Origin of the sequence: Streptomyces sp. enrichment culture (assembly GCF_964273255.1) — a bacterium.
In the GTDB taxonomy this organism is placed as follows: domain Bacteria; phylum Actinomycetota; class Actinomycetes; order Streptomycetales; family Streptomycetaceae; genus Streptomyces.
Genome location: NZ_OZ186835.1, coordinates 2,715,733 through 2,734,304, shown reverse-complemented (window position 1 = coordinate 2,734,304; position 18,572 = coordinate 2,715,733). Strand labels below are relative to the sequence as shown.

General features: G+C 72.7%; 17 protein-coding genes. 9 read left to right on the top strand and 8 right to left on the bottom strand.

Annotated features, from left to right (window positions below):
- The first annotated feature begins 92 nt into the window (after nucleotides 1-92).
- A complete protein-coding gene (locus tag ACSU53_RS11580) occupies nucleotides 93-671 on the top strand; it encodes a 2'-5' RNA ligase family protein (RefSeq protein WP_437027047.1) in 579 nt (192 codons plus the stop codon).
- A gap of 26 nt (nucleotides 672-697) precedes the next feature.
- Here ACSU53_RS11580 and ACSU53_RS11575 read toward each other — a convergent pair whose 3' ends face one another.
- The gene (locus ACSU53_RS11575; RefSeq protein ID WP_437027045.1) at nucleotides 698-1,453 is read right to left on the bottom strand and encodes an SDR family NAD(P)-dependent oxidoreductase; all 756 of its coding nucleotides are present in this window, start codon (nucleotides 1,451-1,453) and stop codon (nucleotides 698-700) included.
- 290 nt (nucleotides 1,454-1,743) lie between these two features.
- On the opposite strand from ACSU53_RS11575, the gene ACSU53_RS11570 reads away from it, so the two are divergent.
- Nucleotides 1,744-2,670 carry a YihY/virulence factor BrkB family protein gene (locus ACSU53_RS11570; protein ID WP_437027043.1) on the top strand — a complete coding sequence of 309 codons (927 nt, stop codon included), beginning with the start codon at nucleotides 1,744-1,746 and terminating at the stop codon, nucleotides 2,668-2,670.
- On the opposite strand, the gene ACSU53_RS11565 is transcribed toward ACSU53_RS11570, so the two are convergent.
- Nucleotides 2,618-3,910 carry a D-alanyl-D-alanine carboxypeptidase family protein gene (locus tag ACSU53_RS11565; RefSeq protein ID WP_437027041.1) on the bottom strand — a complete coding sequence of 431 codons (1,293 nt, stop codon included), beginning with the start codon at nucleotides 3,908-3,910 and terminating at the stop codon, nucleotides 2,618-2,620. The two genes, ACSU53_RS11570 and ACSU53_RS11565, sit on opposite strands and share 53 nt — an antisense overlap.
- A gap of 169 nt (nucleotides 3,911-4,079) precedes the next feature.
- Between ACSU53_RS11565 and ACSU53_RS11560 the strand changes: the two genes are divergently transcribed.
- The 3 genes from ACSU53_RS11560 (at nucleotide 4,080) to ACSU53_RS11550 (ending at nucleotide 7,881) form a co-directional block, all read left to right on the top strand.
- The gene (locus ACSU53_RS11560) at nucleotides 4,080-4,328 is read left to right on the top strand and encodes an SCO4848 family membrane protein (protein WP_437027039.1); all 249 of its coding nucleotides are present in this window, start codon (nucleotides 4,080-4,082) and stop codon (nucleotides 4,326-4,328) included.
- An 88-nt stretch (nucleotides 4,329-4,416) separates the two neighbouring features.
- Entirely contained in the window at nucleotides 4,417-5,829 is a 1,413-nt protein-coding gene (locus ACSU53_RS11555; RefSeq protein WP_437027037.1) for a metallophosphoesterase, read from the top strand.
- Nucleotides 5,830-6,327: 498 nt separating this feature from the next.
- Nucleotides 6,328-7,881, top strand: a complete 1,554-nt coding sequence (locus ACSU53_RS11550; RefSeq protein ID WP_437027035.1) for an ABC transporter substrate-binding protein — start codon at nucleotides 6,328-6,330, stop codon at nucleotides 7,879-7,881.
- A gap of 314 nt (nucleotides 7,882-8,195) precedes the next feature.
- Here ACSU53_RS11550 and ACSU53_RS11545 read toward each other — a convergent pair whose 3' ends face one another.
- Nucleotides 8,196-9,872, bottom strand: coding sequence for a sensor histidine kinase (locus tag ACSU53_RS11545; protein WP_437027033.1), 1,677 nt, complete (start codon nucleotides 9,870-9,872; stop codon nucleotides 8,196-8,198).
- Nucleotides 9,869-10,558: a response regulator transcription factor gene (locus ACSU53_RS11540; RefSeq protein WP_437027032.1), complete on the bottom strand. Its 690-nt coding sequence runs from the start codon at nucleotides 10,556-10,558 to the stop codon at nucleotides 9,869-9,871. Before ACSU53_RS11540 ends, ACSU53_RS11545 begins: the two co-directional genes overlap by 4 nt.
- Nucleotides 10,559-10,720: 162 nt before the next feature.
- Between ACSU53_RS11540 and ACSU53_RS11535 the strand changes: the two genes are divergently transcribed.
- Entirely contained in the window at nucleotides 10,721-13,147 is a 2,427-nt protein-coding gene (locus tag ACSU53_RS11535) for an MMPL family transporter (protein WP_437033136.1), read from the top strand.
- On the opposite strand, the gene ACSU53_RS11530 is transcribed toward ACSU53_RS11535, so the two are convergent.
- On the bottom strand, nucleotides 13,140-13,907 hold the full coding sequence (locus ACSU53_RS11530; protein WP_437027030.1) for a TetR family transcriptional regulator: 768 nt from the start codon (nucleotides 13,905-13,907) through the stop codon (nucleotides 13,140-13,142). The two genes, ACSU53_RS11535 and ACSU53_RS11530, sit on opposite strands and share 8 nt — an antisense overlap.
- Nucleotides 13,908-14,015: 108 nt before the next feature.
- Nucleotides 14,016-14,426: a VOC family protein gene (locus ACSU53_RS11525; RefSeq protein ID WP_437027028.1), complete on the bottom strand. Its 411-nt coding sequence runs from the start codon at nucleotides 14,424-14,426 to the stop codon at nucleotides 14,016-14,018.
- Nucleotides 14,427-14,591: 165 nt separating this feature from the next.
- Here ACSU53_RS11525 and ACSU53_RS11520 point away from each other — a divergent pair, with 165 nt between their 5' ends.
- The 3 genes from ACSU53_RS11520 (at nucleotide 14,592) to ACSU53_RS11510 (ending at nucleotide 15,924) form a co-directional block, all read left to right on the top strand.
- Nucleotides 14,592-15,020, top strand: a complete 429-nt coding sequence (locus tag ACSU53_RS11520) for a TM2 domain-containing protein (RefSeq protein ID WP_437027026.1) — start codon at nucleotides 14,592-14,594, stop codon at nucleotides 15,018-15,020.
- Nucleotides 15,013-15,429, top strand: coding sequence for a DUF2752 domain-containing protein (locus ACSU53_RS11515; RefSeq protein WP_437027024.1), 417 nt, complete (start codon nucleotides 15,013-15,015; stop codon nucleotides 15,427-15,429). The genes ACSU53_RS11520 and ACSU53_RS11515 overlap by 8 nt, the downstream gene beginning before the upstream one ends.
- A 228-nt stretch (nucleotides 15,430-15,657) precedes the next feature.
- Entirely contained in the window at nucleotides 15,658-15,924 is a 267-nt protein-coding gene (locus ACSU53_RS11510) for a TM2 domain-containing protein (RefSeq protein WP_362090833.1), read from the top strand.
- 97 nt (nucleotides 15,925-16,021) lie between these two features.
- Here the strand turns inward: ACSU53_RS11510 and ACSU53_RS11505 are convergent, their stop codons facing one another.
- Nucleotides 16,022-16,801 (bottom strand): succinate dehydrogenase iron-sulfur subunit, encoded by a 780-nt coding sequence (locus tag ACSU53_RS11505; protein ID WP_192229849.1) that lies wholly within the window; start codon nucleotides 16,799-16,801, stop codon nucleotides 16,022-16,024.
- A complete protein-coding gene (gene sdhA, locus ACSU53_RS11500; protein ID WP_437027022.1) occupies nucleotides 16,801-18,555 on the bottom strand; it encodes a succinate dehydrogenase flavoprotein subunit in 1,755 nt (584 codons plus the stop codon). Before sdhA ends, ACSU53_RS11505 begins: the two co-directional genes overlap by 1 nt.
- Nucleotides 18,556-18,572 lie beyond the last annotated feature (17 nt).

Here is an 18,572-nt window from a genome sequence, read left to right as displayed (position 1 = left end):
GGGCCGGGGTCGTACAGTCGATATCCGGGTGACCGTCACGACGGTCACCCGGAGCTCACCGGAGCTTCACCACCACAACGACAGGAGACGACGTGGGGACCGTAACGATCGGCGTGTCGATCGCGGTCCCGGAGCCTCACGGCAGCCGGCTTCAGCAGCTGCGCGCGGGCTTCGGCGACGCCGCGGCTCACGGTATCCCCACGCACGTCACCCTGCTCCCGCCGACCGGGATAGACGCCGCCGCCGTCCCGGCGGTCGAGGCCCATCTGAGCGAGGTCGCCGCGACCGGCCGCCCGTTCCCCATGCGGCTGTCGGGCACCGGCACCTTCCGGCCGCTGTCGCCGGTGGTGTTCGTGAAGGTGGTGGAGGGCGCGGAGGCCTGCGCCGCGCTGCAGCAGCGGATCCGGGACGCCTCCGGCCCCGTCGCCCGGGAACTGCAGTTCCCCTACCACCCGCACGTCACCGTGGCGCACGGCATCGAGGAGGCGGCCATGGACCGCGCCTTCGAGGAGCTGTCCGACTACGAGGCCCGCTGGGCGTGCACCGGTTTCGCCCTGTACGAGCAGGGTGCCGACGGGGTGTGGCGCAAGCTGCGCGACTTCCCCTTCGGCTCCCTGGTCGTCCCGCCGCAGGCCGGCCACGTGGACCGGGGTTCCGTCTCCGCCTGCTGACCCGTCGGCGGTGGCCGGGTCCCGCCTCAGAGCGGAAGCCGCCGGAACAGCGCGCGCGGCAGGTGCCGCAGGGCCGTCGACACCAGGCGCAGCGCGCCCGGCACCCACACCGTCTCCGAGCCGCGCCGCAGCCCCAGTTCGACGGCCGTGGCGACGGCCTCCGGGGTGGTGACCGGCGGTGCGGAGGGCAGGCCGGCGTTGCGCCGGGTGCGCACGAAGCCGGGCCGCACCACCATCACGTGCACCCCCGTCCCGTACAGCGCGTCGCCCAGCCCCTGGGCGAAGGTGTCCAGGCCCGCCTTGCTGGAGCCGAAGATGAAGTCCACCCGGCGGGCCCGCTCGGCGGCGACGGAGGACAGCACCACCAGCGAGCCGTGGCCCTGGGACTGCAGGGCGCTCGCGCACACCAGGCCGGAGGAGACGGCCCCGATGTAGTTGGTCTGCGCCACCCGCACCGCGGCCTGCGGGTCCCGCTCGTCGTGGGCCTGGTCGCCGGGGGTGCCGAAGGCCAGCAGCACCAGGTCGATGTCTCCCTCGGCGAAGACCTTGCCGAGCGTGCTCTCGTGGGAGGCCGGGTCCAGGGCGTCGAAGGCGACGGTGCGGACCTCGGCGCCGAGACCGCGCAGGTGGTCCGCTGCCGCGTCGAGGCCGGGGGAGGGGCGGCCCGCCAGCCACACCGTGCGGGTGCGGCGGGCGATCATCCGCCGGGCGGTGGCCAGCGCGATCTCGGAGGTGCCGCCTAGGACGAGCATCGACCGGGGGAGGTCCGAGGCGTCCTTCACGACTGCTCCTCCTGGTGCGCGGTCCCGGAACGCGGCGGCCGGACGGCGGCGGGGGCGGTGCGGCCCCTCCCCGGGGCGGGAACGGTGTGGGCAGGCATGGCGACGACCGTATCGCCCCGCCTCGCGGCGTCCCGGGCGGAACATCACCTTCGTCCCCGAGATGGACGATTAGTGGTATGTCACTCCATCGGACCGGTGACATGGGCGCATTCGGGTCGGATCCGCCCCGGACGCGGAACGCCGGCCGTGGGCGGCACCTTGGGCCGGCGGAACCTGGGCAGAGTCGGTTCATGGACTGGCTGAAGAGACTCCCGGTCGTGGGCCCGTGGGTGGCGCGCCTGAGCCGCACCCACGCCTGGCGCTCCTACGAACGGCTGGACCGCGTGCACTGGACGCGGCTGGCGGCGGCGATGACCTTCACCAGCTTCGTGGCCCTCTTCCCGCTGCTCACCGTGGCGGCCGCGATCGGCGCGGCCACCCTCAGCGCCCAGCAGCAGGACACCCTCCAGGACCGGATCGCCGATCAGGTGCCCGGCATCTCCGAACAGCTGGACATCGAGAGCCTGGTGCAGAACGCGGGCCCCGTCGGTCTCATCGCCGGCGCGGTCCTGCTGTTCACCGGCATCAGCTGGGCCGGATCGATGCGCGAGTGCCTGCGCGCCGTGTGGGAGCTGCCGGACGGCGAAGAAAACCCACTGTGGCGCAAGGGCAAGGACGCGGGGATCCTCGTCGGACTCGGCGGGGCGCTGCTGGTCACCCTGGTCGCGTCCACCGTCGCCTCCGCCCTGGTCGGCCGGATCAGCGAGGCCATCGGGCTGGAGGAGGGCGGCTGGGGCGGGGCCGTGCTGCGGACCGCCGCCTTCGCCGTCGCCGTCGGCGCCGACTTCCTGCTGCTGCTCTACGTCCTCACCCTGCTGCCCGGGGTGGAGCCCGCCCGGCGCCGCCTCCTGGTCGCCGCCCTCACCGGCGCCGTCGGCTTCGAACTGCTGAAGCTGCTGCTGAGCGGCTACATGCAGGGCGTGGCCGCCAAGAGCATGTACGGGGCCTTCGGTGTCCCGGTCGCCCTGCTGCTGTGTATCAACTTCACGTCCAAAGTGGTGCTGTTCTGCGCCGCCTGGACGGCGACCCCGGGCAAGGAGCCGCCACCGGCCGGACCGGACGGGGTCACGGACGCGGACGGCGGCGCACCAGATCCGGCAGCGGCCACCGGCGGTTGACCAGGAACACGCCGCCGGCCAGCAGCACCAGCACCCCGCCGGTGATGCCGAGCGCGACGCCCATCCCGCCGGAGCCGTCCGCCGGCGCGCTCGCCACCGGCTTCGACCCGGCGGCCCCGGTGCCGTCCGCGGCCCCGCCCGCCTCGCCCGGGGAGGCCGACGCGCCCGGCCGGCCCGCGTCCTTCACCGCGCTCTTCGGCGGGACCAGCTCGCCCACCGGCTCGACCTTCCCGGCCGCCTTGAAGCCCCAGTCGAACAGCTTCGCGGTCTCCTTGTAGACCTCGTTGCTCTCGTCCTTCTCCGGGTTCAGCACGGTGACGAGCAGCACCCTGCCGTCCCGCTCCGCGACCCCGGTGAAGGTGGCGCCCGCGTTGGTGGTGTTGCCGTTCTTCACTCCCGCGATGCCCTGGTACACGGGCACGTCCGAGGCGCCCGCGAGGAGCCGGTTGGTGTTCTGGATCTCGAAGCTGCCCCGGACCTTCTTGCCCTTCTTGTTCTTCTTCGTCTCGCCCGGGAACGTCGCGCGGACCGTGGAGCAGTACTCCCGGAAGTCCTTCTTCTGCAGCCCCGACCGGGCGATCAGGGTCAGGTCGTACGCGGAGGAGACCTGGCCCGGGGCGTCGTAGCCGTCCGGGCTGACCGCGTGCGTGTCGAGGGCCTGCAGCTCCTCGGCGTGCTCGTTCATCTCGCGGACGGTCTTGTCCACGCCGCCGTTCATGGCGGACAGCACGTGCACCGCGTCGTTGCCCGAGCGCAGGAAGACCCCCAGCCACAGGTCGTGGACGGTGTAGGTCTCGTCCTCCTTTATCCCGACCATGCTGGAGCCGGAACCGACGCCGGCCAGGTCGGAGGGGACGACCTTGTGCTTCTCCGAGCGGGGCCACTTCGGCAGCAGCGTGTCGGCGAACAGCATCTTCAGGGTGCTCGCCGGGGCCAGCCGCCAGTGCGCGTTGTGCGCGGCCAGCACCTCGCCGGACTCCGCGTCGGCGACGATCCACGACCGGGCCGACAGACCCTTGGGCAGGACCGGGACACCGCTCGCCAGGTTCACCTGGGTGCCCGGCTGCCCGAGCCGGGGCCCGCCCACCGTCGACATGCGGGCCGGCGGCTGGGCCGACGGGCTCCCGGAGGGCGACGGCGACGGCGCCGCGAAGGCCATGGGAGCGGTCAGCGCGGTGGACAACAGGACGGCGGAAGCGACCAACAGGGAACGCCTGACGGTCTTCTGGGGTGCGGGCACGGTCGGAAACGTACCTGCCGCGGCCCGTGACGTCCCGACCCGGGGCCCACCCCGCGCAAGGATCCGGCCAGGCGACGGCGATACTGGACGGGTGTGCCCGTCCTGGGGACGGTTCTCGGACTCCCGGCCGGCTGCGGCTGCCCGGCGCTGTGATGAAAGGTCTGCTGTCGTGAAACTCAGCCGCCCCGTGTCCTGGTTCCTGCTCGCCTTCGGGGTGTGGAGCTGGGTCATCTGGATCACTTTCGTCAAGAACCTGGCCAAGGACGGGAGCGGACTCGCCTTCGAGGACGGCGAACCGACCGCGTACTTCTGGGTGCACCTGCTGCTCGCCGTCGTCTCCTTCGTATTGGGGACGGTCGTCGGGGTCATCGGGTTGCGCGGGCTGCGCGCACTGAGCCGGACGTCACGGACGTCGTGACGTCCGCCGGCTGACCCGGCGGGAACAACGGCACCGCCCGGAACGTCGAGCACATAGAGAACAACGGGAAGAACGGGAACTCCGCACCGTGGTCATCGTCTTCGTCCTCGTCGCCGTGCTGGTCCTGGCCGTGCTCGTGACGGCCAGCTGGTACCTCTGGCGACGCCTGTTCCGGGACACCACCGAAGGGCCGGGCCTCGTGCGCCGGCTCGGCGTCGTGGTGATCGCCGGCGGCTGGGCGGTGACCGTCGGGGCGTTCGTCGCCTCGCGGTCCGATGCCCCCTTCCTGCTGAAGCAGGTGCTGGCCTGGCCCGGTTACCTGTGGCTGGCGCTCCTGCTCTACCTGTTCCTGGCGATGCTGGCGGGCGAGGTCGTCCGCCCCCTGCTGCGCCGCTTCCTGGAGCGGCGGGCGAGGTCCGCCACGGCGGCCCGGCCGGAGCCCGCGCCCCCGATACCGGCGGGCGCCACGACCGCCGTGCCGGGCAGCCGCGCGACGGCCGCCGACGCCTCCGGCGCCCCGGGCCGCACGGACGACGCCGCCGAGGCACCGGCCGCCTCCGGCGCCCCGGCGGATGCGGCCGGACCCGACGGACCCGGCGGCTCCGGCGGCTCCGGCGACGAGCCCCCCCACGGTCCGGACGAGGCCGTCGCCGCCGCCCCTGCTCCCGCCCCCGGACCCTCCCGACGCCTCTTCGTCTCCCGGGTGGTCGCCGGTGCGGCCGCCGCGGCCGCCGTCGGCACCGTCGGGTACGGCACGTACGGGGTGCTGCGCGGGCCGCGGGTCGAGCGGGTCACCGTGCCGCTCGCCAAACTGCCCCGCGCGGCCCACGGTTACCGCATCGCCGTGGTCAGCGACATCCACCTCGGGCCGATCCTCGGCCGGGGCTTCGCGCAGACGGTCGTCGACACGATCAACTCCACCCAGCCCGACCTGATCGCGGTCGTCGGCGACCTGGTGGACGGCAGCGTGAAGGACCTCGGGCCGGCCGCGGCCCCCCTCGCCCAGCTCAGAGCGCGCCACGGCTCCTTCTTCGTCACCGGCAACCACGAGTACTTCTCCGGCGCCGAGCAGTGGGTCGAGGAGGTCCGGCGGCTCGGCCTGCGTCCCCTGGAGAACGCCCGCACCGAACTGCCCCACTTCGACCTCGCCGGGGTCAACGACCTGGCCGGGGAGAACGAGGGGCAGGGTCCCGACTACGCACGGGCCCTCGGCGACCGGGACCGGGCCCGCGCCTGCGTCCTCCTCGCCCACCAGCCGGTGCAGATCCACGAGGCGGTCGACCACGGCGTCGACCTCCAGCTGTCCGGCCACACCCACGGCGGCCAGCTCTGGCCCGCCAGCCTGATCGCGGGCGCCGCCAACCCCACCCTCAAGGGCCTGGAGCGCTACGGCGACACCCAGCTCTTCGTGAGCAAGGGCGCCGGCGCCTGGGGGCCGCCGACCCGGGTGGGCGCGCCGTCGGACATCACCGTGATCGAACTGGCGTCGAAGCAGACCTGAGACCGGCCCCCCGGGCCGGTGAGGGCCGGGCCGACAGCGCCGGCCCCCTACGGGACGGACGGCCGGGCCCGGCCGGCCCGGCCGGGTGCCCGTGCTGCGGGGGACGCCGTACGGACGTCGTACGACGCCGGGCGTCCGGCCACGGCGTACGGCGTGCCGGTGCCGGTGGGCCAGGGGCAGGCAGGCCCGGGCCCTCCCCGTCTCCTCACCGACCCCCTCTGCCGACGGTGGGGGAGTGGAGCGGAGGCGGAGCCGGGTGCGGCACCGGCCATGTCCTCCGCCGACGGCGCGGAACGGCTGCTCAACCCCCGTTTCCGGCAGTGGGCGCGGCTCGCTGCCGCCGTTGGGGGCGGGGTGTTCCGGCCGTGCGCGTGACCTGTTTCTCACTCAACCAAACCCCCCTTCCCCCTCCCGAAACCCCTGTGATTAGGTGAACCGGCCACTAAGGGGAGTGGCATATTTAACCGGCCCGTAGCGGGCCAGGGGAGGACAGGACCGATGCGATCGGTTCGTTTGCGCATTCTCGCGGCGGTGCTGGTGATCGCCGTCGTGGGAGTCGTCGGCTGGCAACTGCTGCCGTCCGACGAGGAGTCGGGCGAGGCCATCAAGGTCGGCACGACGGATTCCATTACGTCACTCGACCCGGCCGGCGCCTACGACGCCGGTTCCTGGGCGCTCTTCAGCAACGTCTTCCAGTCGCTGCTGACCGTGGAGCCCGGCGGGGCCCAGCCCGTCCCGGACGCGGCCGAGAGCTGCGCGTTCGTCGGCACGGACCTGCGGACCTACCGCTGTGAGCTGCGCGAGGGTCTCGTCTTCCCGAGTGGGCGGGAGATGACGGCCGAGGACGTGAAGTTCTCGTTCGACCGCGTGATGAGGATCAAGTCCGACGTGGGACCGGCGTCCCTGCTGGACACCCTCGGCTCGGTACGGGCGAAGGGACGCGTCGTCACCTTCGAACTGGACTCGCCCGACGCGACGTTCCCGTTCAAGGTGGCCACCGGGGCGGGTGCCATCGTGGACTCGCGCACCTACCCGGCCGACAAGCTGCGGGCGGGCGGAGCCGACGGCACCGGCCCGTACGTCCTGGAGTCCTACGAGGAGGGCAAGCTGGCGGTCCTCAAGCCCAACGGCCGCTACAAGGGAGCCGTCAAGGACCGGGGACGCCCCGTCGAGCTGCACTACTTCGGCGACCCCGGAGCCCTCGACAACGCCTGGCGCACCCGGAGCATCGACGTCGCCACCCGTCAGCTGCCGCCGGACGTCCTCGCCGACCTCGACCCGAGCGATCCCGGCCAGCGCGTGTCGGAGGCGGACAGCTCCGAGATCCGCAACCTGTACTTCAACACCCGTGAGGGTGAGCCGCTGGACGACGTCAGGGTCCGGCAGGCGATGGCGTGGCTGATCGACCGGGAGCGGCTCGCCGCCACCGTCTACCAGGGCACCGTCGATCCGCTGTACTCCCTGATCCCGACCGGTATCCCCGGCCACACCACGTCGTTCTTCGACACCTACCCGAAGCGCGACGCCGACCGGGCGCGGCAACTGCTCGGCGAGGCGGGGGTGTCCCTGCCGGTCCGCTTCACCTACGGGTACGCCGAGGGGCGCGGGGCCGCGGCCGAGGAGGCCAAGGAGCTCAAGCGCCAGCTGGAGTCGGGCGGCCTGTTCGAGGTGACCCTCAAGGGGTACGAGTGGACCGACTTCCAGAAGCAGTGGGCGGGCGGCAAGCTGGACGCCTACGCGGTCGGCTGGGTCGCGGACTACCCGGACCCGGACACCTTCGGCGGACCGCTGGTCGGCACCGGCGGCACCATGAACACCGGCTACAGCAGCAAGGCCGTGGACCGGATGATCAAGGCCAGCCAGCAGCACCAGAACCGTGCCGACGCCGGCAACGACTTCCGCGACTTGCAGGCGGCCGTCGCCGAGGACGTGCCGGTGCTGCCGCTGTGGCAGGCCAAGGAGTACGTGGTCACCAGCGAGGACATCGGCGGCGGCCAGTACCTGTCGGACGGCACGGGCGTCTTCCGCCTGTGGCGCCTCAACCGGCTCTGACGCCGTAGTCCTTTCCGGCGCGCCGGCCCGCCGGCTCCCGTTCCCCGGCCGGTCGCCGCGCCGGGGAACGGCCCGGCAATCGGTCCGGCCGGGCGAGCCCCGGCCGGACCGACGAGCCGCCGACGAGCCGCCGACGAGCCGCCGACGAGCCGCCGACGAGCCGCCGACGAGCCGTCGACGTCGACGTCCGTCCCGACGTCCGTTCGTCCGTTCTGGCGTCCTTCCTGACGTCCGTTCGTCCGTTCTGGCGTCCGTCCTGTCGTCCGTCCCGACTCCTCCCGTCCCCGCGTGCCCCCGGTCGGGCCCCGCCCGCGTCAGCGCGTGTCCGCGCCCCGGCGCACCGGCCCGTCACGCACCGCGCCGCCACCCGCCCCACCGCCACCCGGCCCGCCGTCACCGTTCGCGCCCGGGGTCCGCCCGGCGTCCTCGGCGTCCCCGGCGTCCTCGGCGTCCGGCGTGTCAGACGCGTCCTCCGCGGCCCGTGCCCCCGGCCCCCCGGCCGGGCGTTCCCCCGGGGCGTCCCGCGCGGGCGCCGGCCGGCGGGGAAGGGTCACCGTGACGGCCAGACCCTCGCCCGGGGCCGTCCGCACCGCGACCTCGCCGCCGTGGGCGTCCACCACGCCCTGGACGATGGCCAGGCCCAGCCCGCTGCCCGCGCCCCCGCCCGCCCGGAAGAAGCGGTCGAAGACGCGGGCCGCGTCGTCCGCACCGAGCCCGGGGCCCCGGTCCTCGACGCACACCCGGACCGCGCCGTCCTCCTCCGTCACGGACAGCCGCACCGGGGTGTCCCCGGGCGTGTGGGTGCGGACGTTGCCCAGCAGGTTGCCCAGTATCTGCCGCAGCCCCGACTCGTCGGCGCGCACCGTCACCGAGCCGTCGGCGTCGACTCTCACCGGCCGTTCCGGCTGCTGTACGCGCAGGTCCTGGGCCGCGTCCCGCACCAGGCGGCACACGTCCACGTCCCGCAGCCGCAGTTCGGGCCGCTGGTCCAGCCGGGCCAGCACCAGCAGCTCGTCGACCAGGCGGGCCATGCGGTCCGACTCCGCCAGCATCCGCTCCCAGGCCCGTCGGCGCTCCGCCGGGTCGCGCAGCATGCCCCGGTCGTACAGCTGGAGGTAGCCGCGGATCGCGGCCAGCGGAGTGCGCAGTTCGTGGGAGGCGTCGGCGACGAACCGCCGCAGCTGGGCCGCGCTGCGTTCGCGCGTCCGGTACGCCGACTCCACCTGCTGGAGCATGGAGTTCAGGGCCAGCCGCAGCTGTTCCACCTCCAGGATGGGGTTCCGGCTGGACGGCACGCGCCGGGCCAGGTCGCCCTCGGCGATCGCCGACGAGGTCTCCACCATGTCCTCCAGCGGCCGCATCCGGCGGCGCACGCTGACCATCGTCAGACAGCCCAGCCCCACCAGCAGCAGCGTGCCGATCGCCAGGTTCGCCCGCACCGCCTTGCCGACGCCCTCGTGCAGCGCCTCGGTGGAGGCGCCGAGCAGGATGTACGTGCCGTCCGCCAGCCGGGTCGCCGTGACCCGGTAGGCGGCACCCCGGACGGTGACGTCGTGCGGTTCCGGGTCCCGGACCAGGGGGCCCGGGTCGCCCACCGCCTCGGCCAGGGCGCCCTGCGTCGGCGTCGGCTCGAAGCCGAGGACGCCCACGGTCGAGCCGTCGCCGTCCACGGCGGCGAACACGGTCTCCGGGGTCTCCTGTGTCTCCTGGCCCGGATCCGTGCGGGCGACGAGGAAGCTGAGCACGCTCAGCGAGTCGATCTGCCGCAGCGTCAGCGACGAGCCGCCCAGCCGGTCGCGGTTCGCGGTGAGTTCCGCGTCGATCTGGTCGAGCAGGTAGTACCGCATGCCCACCACGCTCACCGCGGTGGCCGCGACGACCCCGACGGCGAGCAGCGCCACGTTGGCCAGCGTCAGACGGCCCCGCAGCGAGTGGATGCCCCGCGCACACCACGGCCGCCTCAGCCGGGGCAGGGGGATCCGCATCCTCATGTCAGGCCGTACCCGACCCCGCGCCGGGTGGTGATGACCGGCGGGCCGAGGACGTCCAGTTTGCGCCGCAGGTAGCTGATGTAGGTCTCGACCACGGTCGACTCCGCGGGTGCGTGCTCGTACTGCCAGACGTGCCGCAGCAGTTGCTCCTTGGGCACGATGCGCCCGCTGTTGCGCACCAGGAAGCGCAGCAGCGCGTACTCGGTGGGGGTCAGCTCGACCGTGCGGCCCGCGCGGCGCACCGAGTACGTCGTCTCGTCCAGCTCCAGGTCGCCGTGGCGCAGCGGGGCCCGCTGCGGGAGCACGTCAGCGGGCCGGGTGCGGCGCAGCACCGCCGTGACCCGGGCGACGACCTCGTCGATGTGGAAGGGCTTGGTGATGTAGTCGTCGCCGAAGCCGAGGGCGCCGACGATCTCGGCGGGGGCGTCCCGCGCGGTGAGGAACACCAGCGCCAGCTCCGGCCTGCGGGCACGCAGTTCGCGTCCCAGGGCGCGCCCGTCCCCGTCCGGCAGCATCACGTCCAGGAGGGCGGCGTCGGGCCGGGTGTGCTCGGTGAGGGAAAGCGCTTCGCGGACGGTGCCCGCCGTCATCACGTCGAAGCGGTGGTAGCGCAGGGCGATGGCGAGGACGTCCGAGATGCTCTCCTCGTCCTCGACCACCAGCACGGTGCCTTCGGCCGTCGTCATGCCCCCAGTATCGGCGCGCCCGGCCCGCCAAGGGCCGTCCGCTGCCTTGGAGTTCCTTGAGAGTCGCGGGCGAGCCGTGGGCCGCCGGGGGTGCCGCCGCCGATGCTGCTGCCAGGACCTGGGGGACCCGTCGAGCGACAAGGAGTTACGGACGTGACGGCATTGGCACGCTGGTGCTATCGGCACCGGCTGGTGGTCCTCCTGCTGTGGGGGGGGGCGCTGTGCGGACTGGCGGTGACGGCGAGCAGCGCGGGGACGAACTACGCGAACGTCTTCTCGCTGCCGGACACCGACTCCAAGCGGGCGTACGACCTGCTGGAGAAGGCGTTCCCGGAACGCGCCGGGGACACCGACACCGTGGTGTGGAAGGTCGACGAGGGCTCGGTGCGGGACGACGCGGTGCGGTCCCGGATCGAGCCCGCGCTGCGGGAGATCAGCGGGATGGAGGGGGTCGGTGACGTGACCGGCCCGTACGAGGAGCAGGGCCGGACGCAGATCGCGCGGGACGGGCGGATCGCCTACGCGCAGGTCACGTTCACCGAGCAGGCGGACGCCCTGCCGAAGGACCTGGTGCAGGACGTGGTGGACACCGCCCGCGGCGCGGCCGGCGACGGGCTCCAGGTGGAGGTGGGCGGCCAGGCCGTCGCCCGGGTCCAGGAGCCGCCGACGGGCACCGCCGAACTGGTCGGCATCCTGGCCGCCGCCGTGGTGCTGTTCGTGGCGTTCGGATCGGTGCTGGCGGCGCTGCTGCCGATCGTGGTCGCCGTCTTCGGCGTCGGCACCGGCATGTTCGGCACCCAGCTGATCAGCCACGTCACCGACGTGCCGGACATCGCCTCGCTGCTGGCCACCCTGATCGGACTCGGCGTCGGCATCGACTACGCGTTGTTCATCGTCACCCGGCACCGGCGCGGCATCCTGGCCGGCGCCGATCCGGAGGACGCCGCGGTGACCGCGCTCAACACCTCGGGCCGGGCGGTGCTGTTCGCCGGCGGCACGGTGTGCATCGCGCTCGCCGGGATGCTGGTGACCAACCTGCGCTTCCTGGACGGGGTGGTCATCGGCACCTCGCTCACCGTGGTGCTCAGCGTGCTGGCCGCGATCACCCTGCTGCCGGCGCTGCTGGGCCTGCTCGGGCACCGGGTGCTCAGCCGCCGTCAGCGGCGCGTGCTCGTCGCCCGCGGCCCGGAACCGGACCGGTCCCACGGGCTCGCCGCCCGCTGGTCCGCGTTCGTCCAGCGCCGCCCCCGCGCGGTCGGCGCGCTGGCCCTCGTCACCATGGCGGTGCTCGCCGTGCCGCTGATGTCGCTGCGCCTGGGCACCGTGGACCAGGGCAACGACGACGTGACCACCACGACCCGCAAGGCGTACGACCTGCTCGCCGAGGGCTTCGGCCCGGGCTTCAACGGCCCGCTCCAGGTGGTCGTGGCGGGCGAGGCCCCCGCGTCCCTGGTGACCGCCGTCGAACGGACCGAGGGGGTCGCCCAGGTCGCCGCCCTGCCGCCGGCGAACGGTGTCACGGTCGTCCAGGTCGTGCCCACCACCTCGCCGCAGGAGGCGGCCACCGACCGCCTCATCGACCTGCTGCGCGAGGACGTTCTGCCGCAGAGCGAGGTCGAGGCGCACGTCGGCGGCGTCACCGCGGTGTCCAAGGACTTCGCGTCCGTCACCGCCGACCGGCTGCCGCTGTTCGTCTTCACGATCATCGCGCTCGGCTTCCTGCTGCTGATGCTCGCCTTCCGGTCCGTGGTGGTGCCGCTGACGGCCGCCCTGATGAACCTGCTCGCGGCGGCGGCCTCGTTCGGTGTGCTGGTGGCGGTCTTCCAGTGGGGCTGGGGCCTGGACCTCCTCGCCCTCGGCACCGAGAGCCCGATCCCGGCCTTCCTGCCGATCATCATGCTGTCCCTGCTGTTCGGCCTGTCCATGGACTACCAGGTGTTCCTGGTGAGCCGGATGCACGAGGAGTGGGTGCACACCCGGGACAACGCCCGCGCCGTCCGCGTCGGCCTCGCGGAGACCAGCCGGGTCATCAACTCCGCCGCGCTCATCATGATGTGCGTCTTCCTCGCCTTCGTGCTCAGCGGCGACTACGGGGCGGCCATGGCGGGCGTGGGGCTGGCCGCGGCCGTGGCGCTGGACGCGTTCATCCTGCGGACGGCCCTGGTGCCGGCGGCGATGCACCTGCTGGGCCGCGCCAACTGGTGGCTCCCGGCCGCCCTGGACAAGCGCCTGCCGCACCTGGCGGTCGAACCCCGCGAGGACGCGGCCGGGAAGGACGCCGACGGGGCCGGCGGGGCGGCGCCGGGCGGTTCCGCCTCCGTCGTGCACGGCTTCGTCCGCACCACCGGGGGCGAGCCGGTGGCGGACGCCGTCCTCACCCTGCTCACGCCGGGCGGGCGGCAACTGGACCGGGTGGAGGCGCTGGCCGACGGCTCCTACATCCTGGCCGTGCCCGGGCCGGGCACCTACCTCCTGGCGGTCACGGCCACCCCGTACGCCGCGGAGGCGGCCCACGTGACGGTGGCCGGCGACGGGCCGGTGGTGCACGACGTGGAACTCGCGCCGGGGGAGGTGGACGCCGTCAACTGAGCGGTCCAGGGCGCCCGTCCTCGGCGGGCGCCCGCCGGCGCGCCGGGTCCGGCAGGGCCCGGGTCAGGCCGGGCAGGAACTCGGTGAACAGCTCGTGCGCCTCCCGCACCAGGGGGCGCAGCACCCGGAAGCGGGACAGGGACACCGCCCGGGCGGCGAGCCGGGCGCCGCGCTCGGCGAGGCGGTGGCTGCGCTCGCGGCCCTCGGTGCGGTCGAAGATCCAGTACAGGCACAGGCCCAGCTGGGCGAGCCACATCAGCTCGGGCAGCACGTCCCGCAGTTCCGCCGGCACCCTGGTCCGGCTGCCGGCCAGCACCGCCCGGTGGACGTCGATCGCCTCCTCGCGCGCGGTCCGCGACTCGGGGGAGAAGGGGCTGAGCGGACTGTCCGGGTCGGCGGCGTTCTTGAAGAACTGGACCGCGAACTCGTGGTACGGCGCGGCGATGTCCAGCCACGCCCCGAGCACCCCGGCGAACCGTTCCTCCAGGCGGTCCTCCCGGGCCAGGATCTCCCGGACCGCCACCCGGTGCTCGGCGGCGACCCGGTCGTAGAAGCCCTGGACCAGGTGTTCCTTGCCCTGGAAGTAGTAGTAGGCGTTCCCGACGGAGACCCCGGCCTCGGCGGCGACGGCCCGCATGGTGGTCCGGTCGTAGCCGCGCTCCCGGAACAGCCGCAGCGCGGTCTGCAGGATCAGGGCGCGGGTCAGGTCGGACTTGCGGGGTGCGGCGCCGTCACCGGAGCCGTCGTTCATCGCTGGCACGGGAGGAGAGCCTAGGCCCTGTCGTCACCTTCCCGTCTGCCGTGCGCCGCCAGGGGCCGCGTCCCGGCGCGGGGCCGGAGGCCGGGGCCCGTGGTCCCGCCGGGGGCCTCACGGCCGGCGCGCGAGGCCGGGCCGCTTGGTGTAGTCGGTCAGCCCGACGACGTTGCCCCACGGGTCGGCGAACTCGACGGTCCAGCCGGTGGCGACCGGGAACGGCTCGTCGAGCAGGCCGATCCCGGCGTCCCGCAGCGATCCGGCGGCCTCGCGGGCGTCCCGCACTTCCAGCCACACCCGTCCGCCCGGCCAGTGCGGCGGCTGCGGTCTCAGCCCCTCCTCCTGGCGCAGCAGCAGACCGGGCGTCTCGCGGCCGACCGTGAGCATCGCGATCCCGGCCTCGTCCAGCCGGAACCCGACCGGGAACCCGGCGCGTCCGTAGAAGGAGACGGCCTCACCGAGGTCCCCGACGGGCAGCAGCACGTTGTCGAAACCGAGCAGTTCGTAGGACTCATTGCCTGACATAACGTCACATTAGGCGCTCATGCGTCGAGCCGGGCAGATCAGGCGGTCCGGCGGACCGGGGGGTCACCCTATGGGAGGGGCCGCGGACATCGGCCCGGCTTCTCCCGGCCGGCCGATGGCTGACAATATGACCCCCAGCATCCCGTACTCCAGGAGTGAATTTCCGTGAGCGAGCAGCCGCAGCAGCCGAACCAGCCGCCCGGTTACGGCTACCCGAACGCCGGCGCGACCGGCGGCCAGTCCGGTCCCTACGGCTACCCGCAGGGCGGTCAGCAGCCGCCCGGCGCGTACCCGCCGCCGCCCGGCTACCCGCAGGGGGGCGGATACCAGGGTTACGCCGCCGACCCCCACGCCCCCTACGGCTACGACCCGTACGGGCGCCCGATGTCCGACAAGTCGAAGATCGTCGCGGGCATCCTGCAGCTGTTCCTCGGCAGCTTCGGCATCGGCCGCTTCTACGTGGGGTCCGTGGGCGTCGGCATCGCCCAGCTGCTCACCTGCGGCGGGCTCGGCATCTGGGCCCTGATCGACGGCATCATGTACCTCGTCAGCAACGACCGCACGGACGCCCAGGGGCGGATCCTGCGTGGCTGACACCGCCGGTCCCGTGCCCCGTGGGGGGCGTCCGCGGTGGCATCCCGCCGCGGCCCCCCTGGCGGTACTGGTGGCCGGCACGGCGGGCGCGGGCTACCTGTGGTTCACCGACCCGCACGAACCCGGACACGTCCTGCCGCAGTGCCCCTTCCGGCTCGTCACCGGGCTGCTCTGCCCGGCCTGCGGCGGCACCCGCATGGTCTACGACCTCATGCACGGTCAGTTCGCCGCGGCCTGGCTGGACAACCGGGCCCTGCTGCTCGCCGCTCCGTTCGCGCTGGCGCTGTGGGGGCGCTGGACCCTCGAGGGGCTGCGCGGGCGCTCCTGGGCGCCGCGGATCGCGCCCCGGGTGCAGATCCTGATCCTGGTGGCGGCCGTCGCCTGGACCGTGCTGCGCAACCTCCGCTGACGACGCGGCGGAACGGTCCCGGGTTGATCACGGAACGGGAACGTTTGTTTCCGGCCTCTCCCGGATCTCCGGGTGATCCTTCTACGCTCCTTTCGCGCAGGGGGGACGGCCCGTTTCCGAATGTGGTCCGTCGCGCGGGATCCCGAACGGGGTCCGCCGGTGGTCCCTCCTGGGCCACCCGGGCAATCCGCCCAGGTTTGTCCTTTCTTTTTCCAGGAGCACCACACCATGACCGTCCCCCCGAACCCGCAGGCGCCGTACGGCCTCGACCCCCAGGGTCGTCCCTACTCGGACAAGTCGAAGATCGTCGCCGGCATTCTCCAGCTCTTCCTGGGGTCCCTGGGCATCGGCCGTTTCTACGTCGGCTCCGTCGGTGTCGGCGTCGCCCAGCTGCTCACCTGCGGTGGCCTCGGCATCTGGGCCCTGGTCGACGGCATCATGTTCCTGGTCAGCAACGACCGCACGGACAAGGAAGGCCGCCCGCTGCGCGGCTGACGCCGTCCTGGCCGCCCGGCGGCCGGACCCGTGAACACGACAGAGGGCCCCGATCCTTGGATCGGGGCCCTCTGGCCGTACCTGGAGCGCGTGGTGCTCAGTAGCGGCGCGTGATCAGCGCCCGCTTCACCTCGGCGATCGCCTTGGTGACCTCGATGCCGCGCGGGCAGGCGTCCGTGCAGTTGAACGTCGTGCGGCAACGCCACACGCCGTCCCGGTCGTTGAGGATCTCCAGACGCTGCTCACCGGCCTCGTCGCGCGAGTCGAAGATGAACCGGTGCGCGTTGACGATGGCCGCCGGGCCGAAGTACTGCCCGTCGTTCCAGAACACCGGGCACGACGTGGTGCACGCGGCGCACAGGATGCACTTGGTGGTGTCGTCGAAGCGCTCGCGGTCCTCGGCGGACTGCAGCCGCTCGCGCGTCGGCTCGTTGGTGTCCTTCGTGATCAGGAAGGGCATCACGTCCCGGTACGCCTGGAAGAACGGCTCCATGTCCACGATCAGGTCCTTGAGGACCGTCAGGCCCTTTATGGCCTCGACCGTGATCGGCTTCTCCGGGTTGATGTCCTTGATCAGCGTCTTGCACGCCAGGCGGTTCTTGCCGTTGATCCGCATGGCGTCGGAGCCGCAGATGCCGTGGGCGCAGGAACGGCGGAACGTCAGCGTGCCGTCCAGGTCCCACTTGATCTTGTGCAGCGCGTCCAGGACGCGCTCCTTGGGGTCGATCTCGATCTGGAAGTCTTCCCAGGTCGCCTCCGCCGAGACCTCCGGGTTGAACCGGCGGATCCGGAAGGTGGCGGTGATGTAGGGGGAGTCGGCGAAGCCCGGCTCGGGCTGTCCGGCCGAGCCCGCCTTGTCCAGAACAGGAGTAGCCATCAGTACTTACGCTCCATCGGCTGGTAGCGGGTCTGGACGACCGGCTTGTAGTCCAGACGGACGGTCTCGGTGCCGTCGGCGCCGACCTCGCGGTACGCCATCGTGTGGCGCATGAAGTTGACGTCGTCGCGGTTCGGGAAGTCCTCGCGGTAGTGACCGCCGCGGGACTCCTTGCGGGCCAGCGCGGAGACGGCCATGACCTCGGCGAGGTCGAGCAGGTTGCCCAGCTCGACGGCCTCCAGCAGGTCGGTGTTGAACCGCTTGCCCTTGTCCTGCACGGCGACGTTCTTGTAGCGCTCGCGCAGCTCGGCGATCTTCTCGACCGCCGTCTTGATCGTCTGCTCGGTGCGGAACACCATGACGTTGGCGTCCATGGTCTCCTGCAGCTCGCGGCGCAGCTCGGCCACCCGCTCGGAGCCGGTGGAGGACCGCAGCCGCTCGATCTGCCCGACGACGAACGCCTCCGGGTCCTCCGGCATCTCCACGAAGTCGGCGTCCTGCGCGTACTCCGCCGCGGCGATGCCCGCCCGCTTGCCGAACACGTTGATGTCGAGCAGGGAGTTGGTGCCCAGGCGGTTGGCGCCGTGCACCGACACGCAGGCGACCTCGCCGGCCGCGTACAGGCCCGGCACGACCGTGGTGTTGTCGGCCAGCACCTCGCCGCGGACGTTGGTGGGGATGCCGCCCATGGCGTAGTGCGCGGTCGGCTGGATCGGGATCGGGTCGGTGTACGGCTCGATGCCCAGGTAGGTCCGCGCGAACTCGGTGATGTCGGGCAGCTTGGCGTCCAGCTGCTCCGGCGGGAGGTGGGTCAGGTCGAGGTAGACGTGGTCGCCCTCGGGACCGCAGCCGCGGCCCTCGCGGATCTCCGTGTAGATGGAGCGGGAGACGACGTCGCGGGAGGCGAGGTCCTTCATGACCGGCGCGTACTTCTCCATGAAGCGCTCGCCGTCCTTGTTGCGCAGGATGCCGCCCTCACCGCGGGCGCCCTCCGTCAGCAGGATGCCCATGCGCCAGATGCCGGTCGGGTGGAACTGGAAGAACTCCATGTCCTCCAGCGGCAGTCCGCGCCGGAACACGGCCGCCTGGCCGTCGCCGGTGAGGGTGTGCGCGTTGGACGTCACCTTGAAGAACTTGCCGTTGCCGCCGGAGGCGTAGATGACGGACTTGGCCCGGAAGATGTGGATCTCGCCGGTGGCCAGCTCGTACGCGACCACACCGGCCGACTTCTTGACGCCGTCGACCTCGGTGATCAGCTGGTCCAGGACGTAGAACTCGTTGAAGAACTCCACGCCCTCCTTCACGCAGTTCTGGTACAGCGTCTGAAGGATCATGTGGCCGGTGCGGTCGGCCGCGTAGCAGGAACGGCGGACCGGGGCCTCGCCGTGGTTGCGGGAGTGGCCGCCGAAGCGGCGCTGGTCGATGGTGCCGTCCGGGGTCCGGTTGAACGGCAGGCCCATCTTCTCCAGGTCGAGGACCGAGTCGATGGCCTCCTTCGCCAGGATCTCGGCGGCGTCCTGGTCGACCAGGTAGTCACCGCCCTTGACCGTGTCGAAGGTGTGCCACTCCCAGTTGTCCTCCTCCACGTTGGCCAGCGCGGCGGCCATGCCGCCCTGCGCGGCGCCCGTGTGGGAGCGGGTGGGGTAGAGCTTCGTCAGGACGGCCGTGCGGCTGCGCTTGGTCGCCTCGATGGCGGCCCGCATACCGGCGCCACCGGCGCCGACGATGACGGTGTCGTACTTGTGGATCTTCATGATTCTCGCAGCCCCGT

Coding starts and splice junctions, on each gene's coding strand:
- ACSU53_RS11540 (WP_437027032.1), bottom strand. CDS start 10,558: ATGACGACGGCCGAAGGCACCGTGCTGGTGGTCGAGGACGAGGAGAGC.
- sdhA (WP_437027022.1), bottom strand. CDS start 18,555: ATGAAGATCCACAAGTACGACACCGTCATCGTCGGCGCCGGTGGCGCC.
- ACSU53_RS11510 (WP_362090833.1), top strand. CDS start 15,658: ATGACCGTCCCCCCGAACCCGCAGGCGCCGTACGGCCTCGACCCCCAG.
- ACSU53_RS11525 (WP_437027028.1), bottom strand. CDS start 14,426: ATGTCAGGCAATGAGTCCTACGAACTGCTCGGTTTCGACAACGTGCTG.
- ACSU53_RS11550 (WP_437027035.1), top strand. CDS start 6,328: ATGCGATCGGTTCGTTTGCGCATTCTCGCGGCGGTGCTGGTGATCGCC.
- ACSU53_RS11570 (WP_437027043.1), top strand. CDS start 1,744: ATGGACTGGCTGAAGAGACTCCCGGTCGTGGGCCCGTGGGTGGCGCGC.
- ACSU53_RS11505 (WP_192229849.1), bottom strand. CDS start 16,801: ATGGCTACTCCTGTTCTGGACAAGGCGGGCTCGGCCGGACAGCCCGAG.
- ACSU53_RS11545 (WP_437027033.1), bottom strand. CDS start 9,872: ATGAGGATGCGGATCCCCCTGCCCCGGCTGAGGCGGCCGTGGTGTGCG.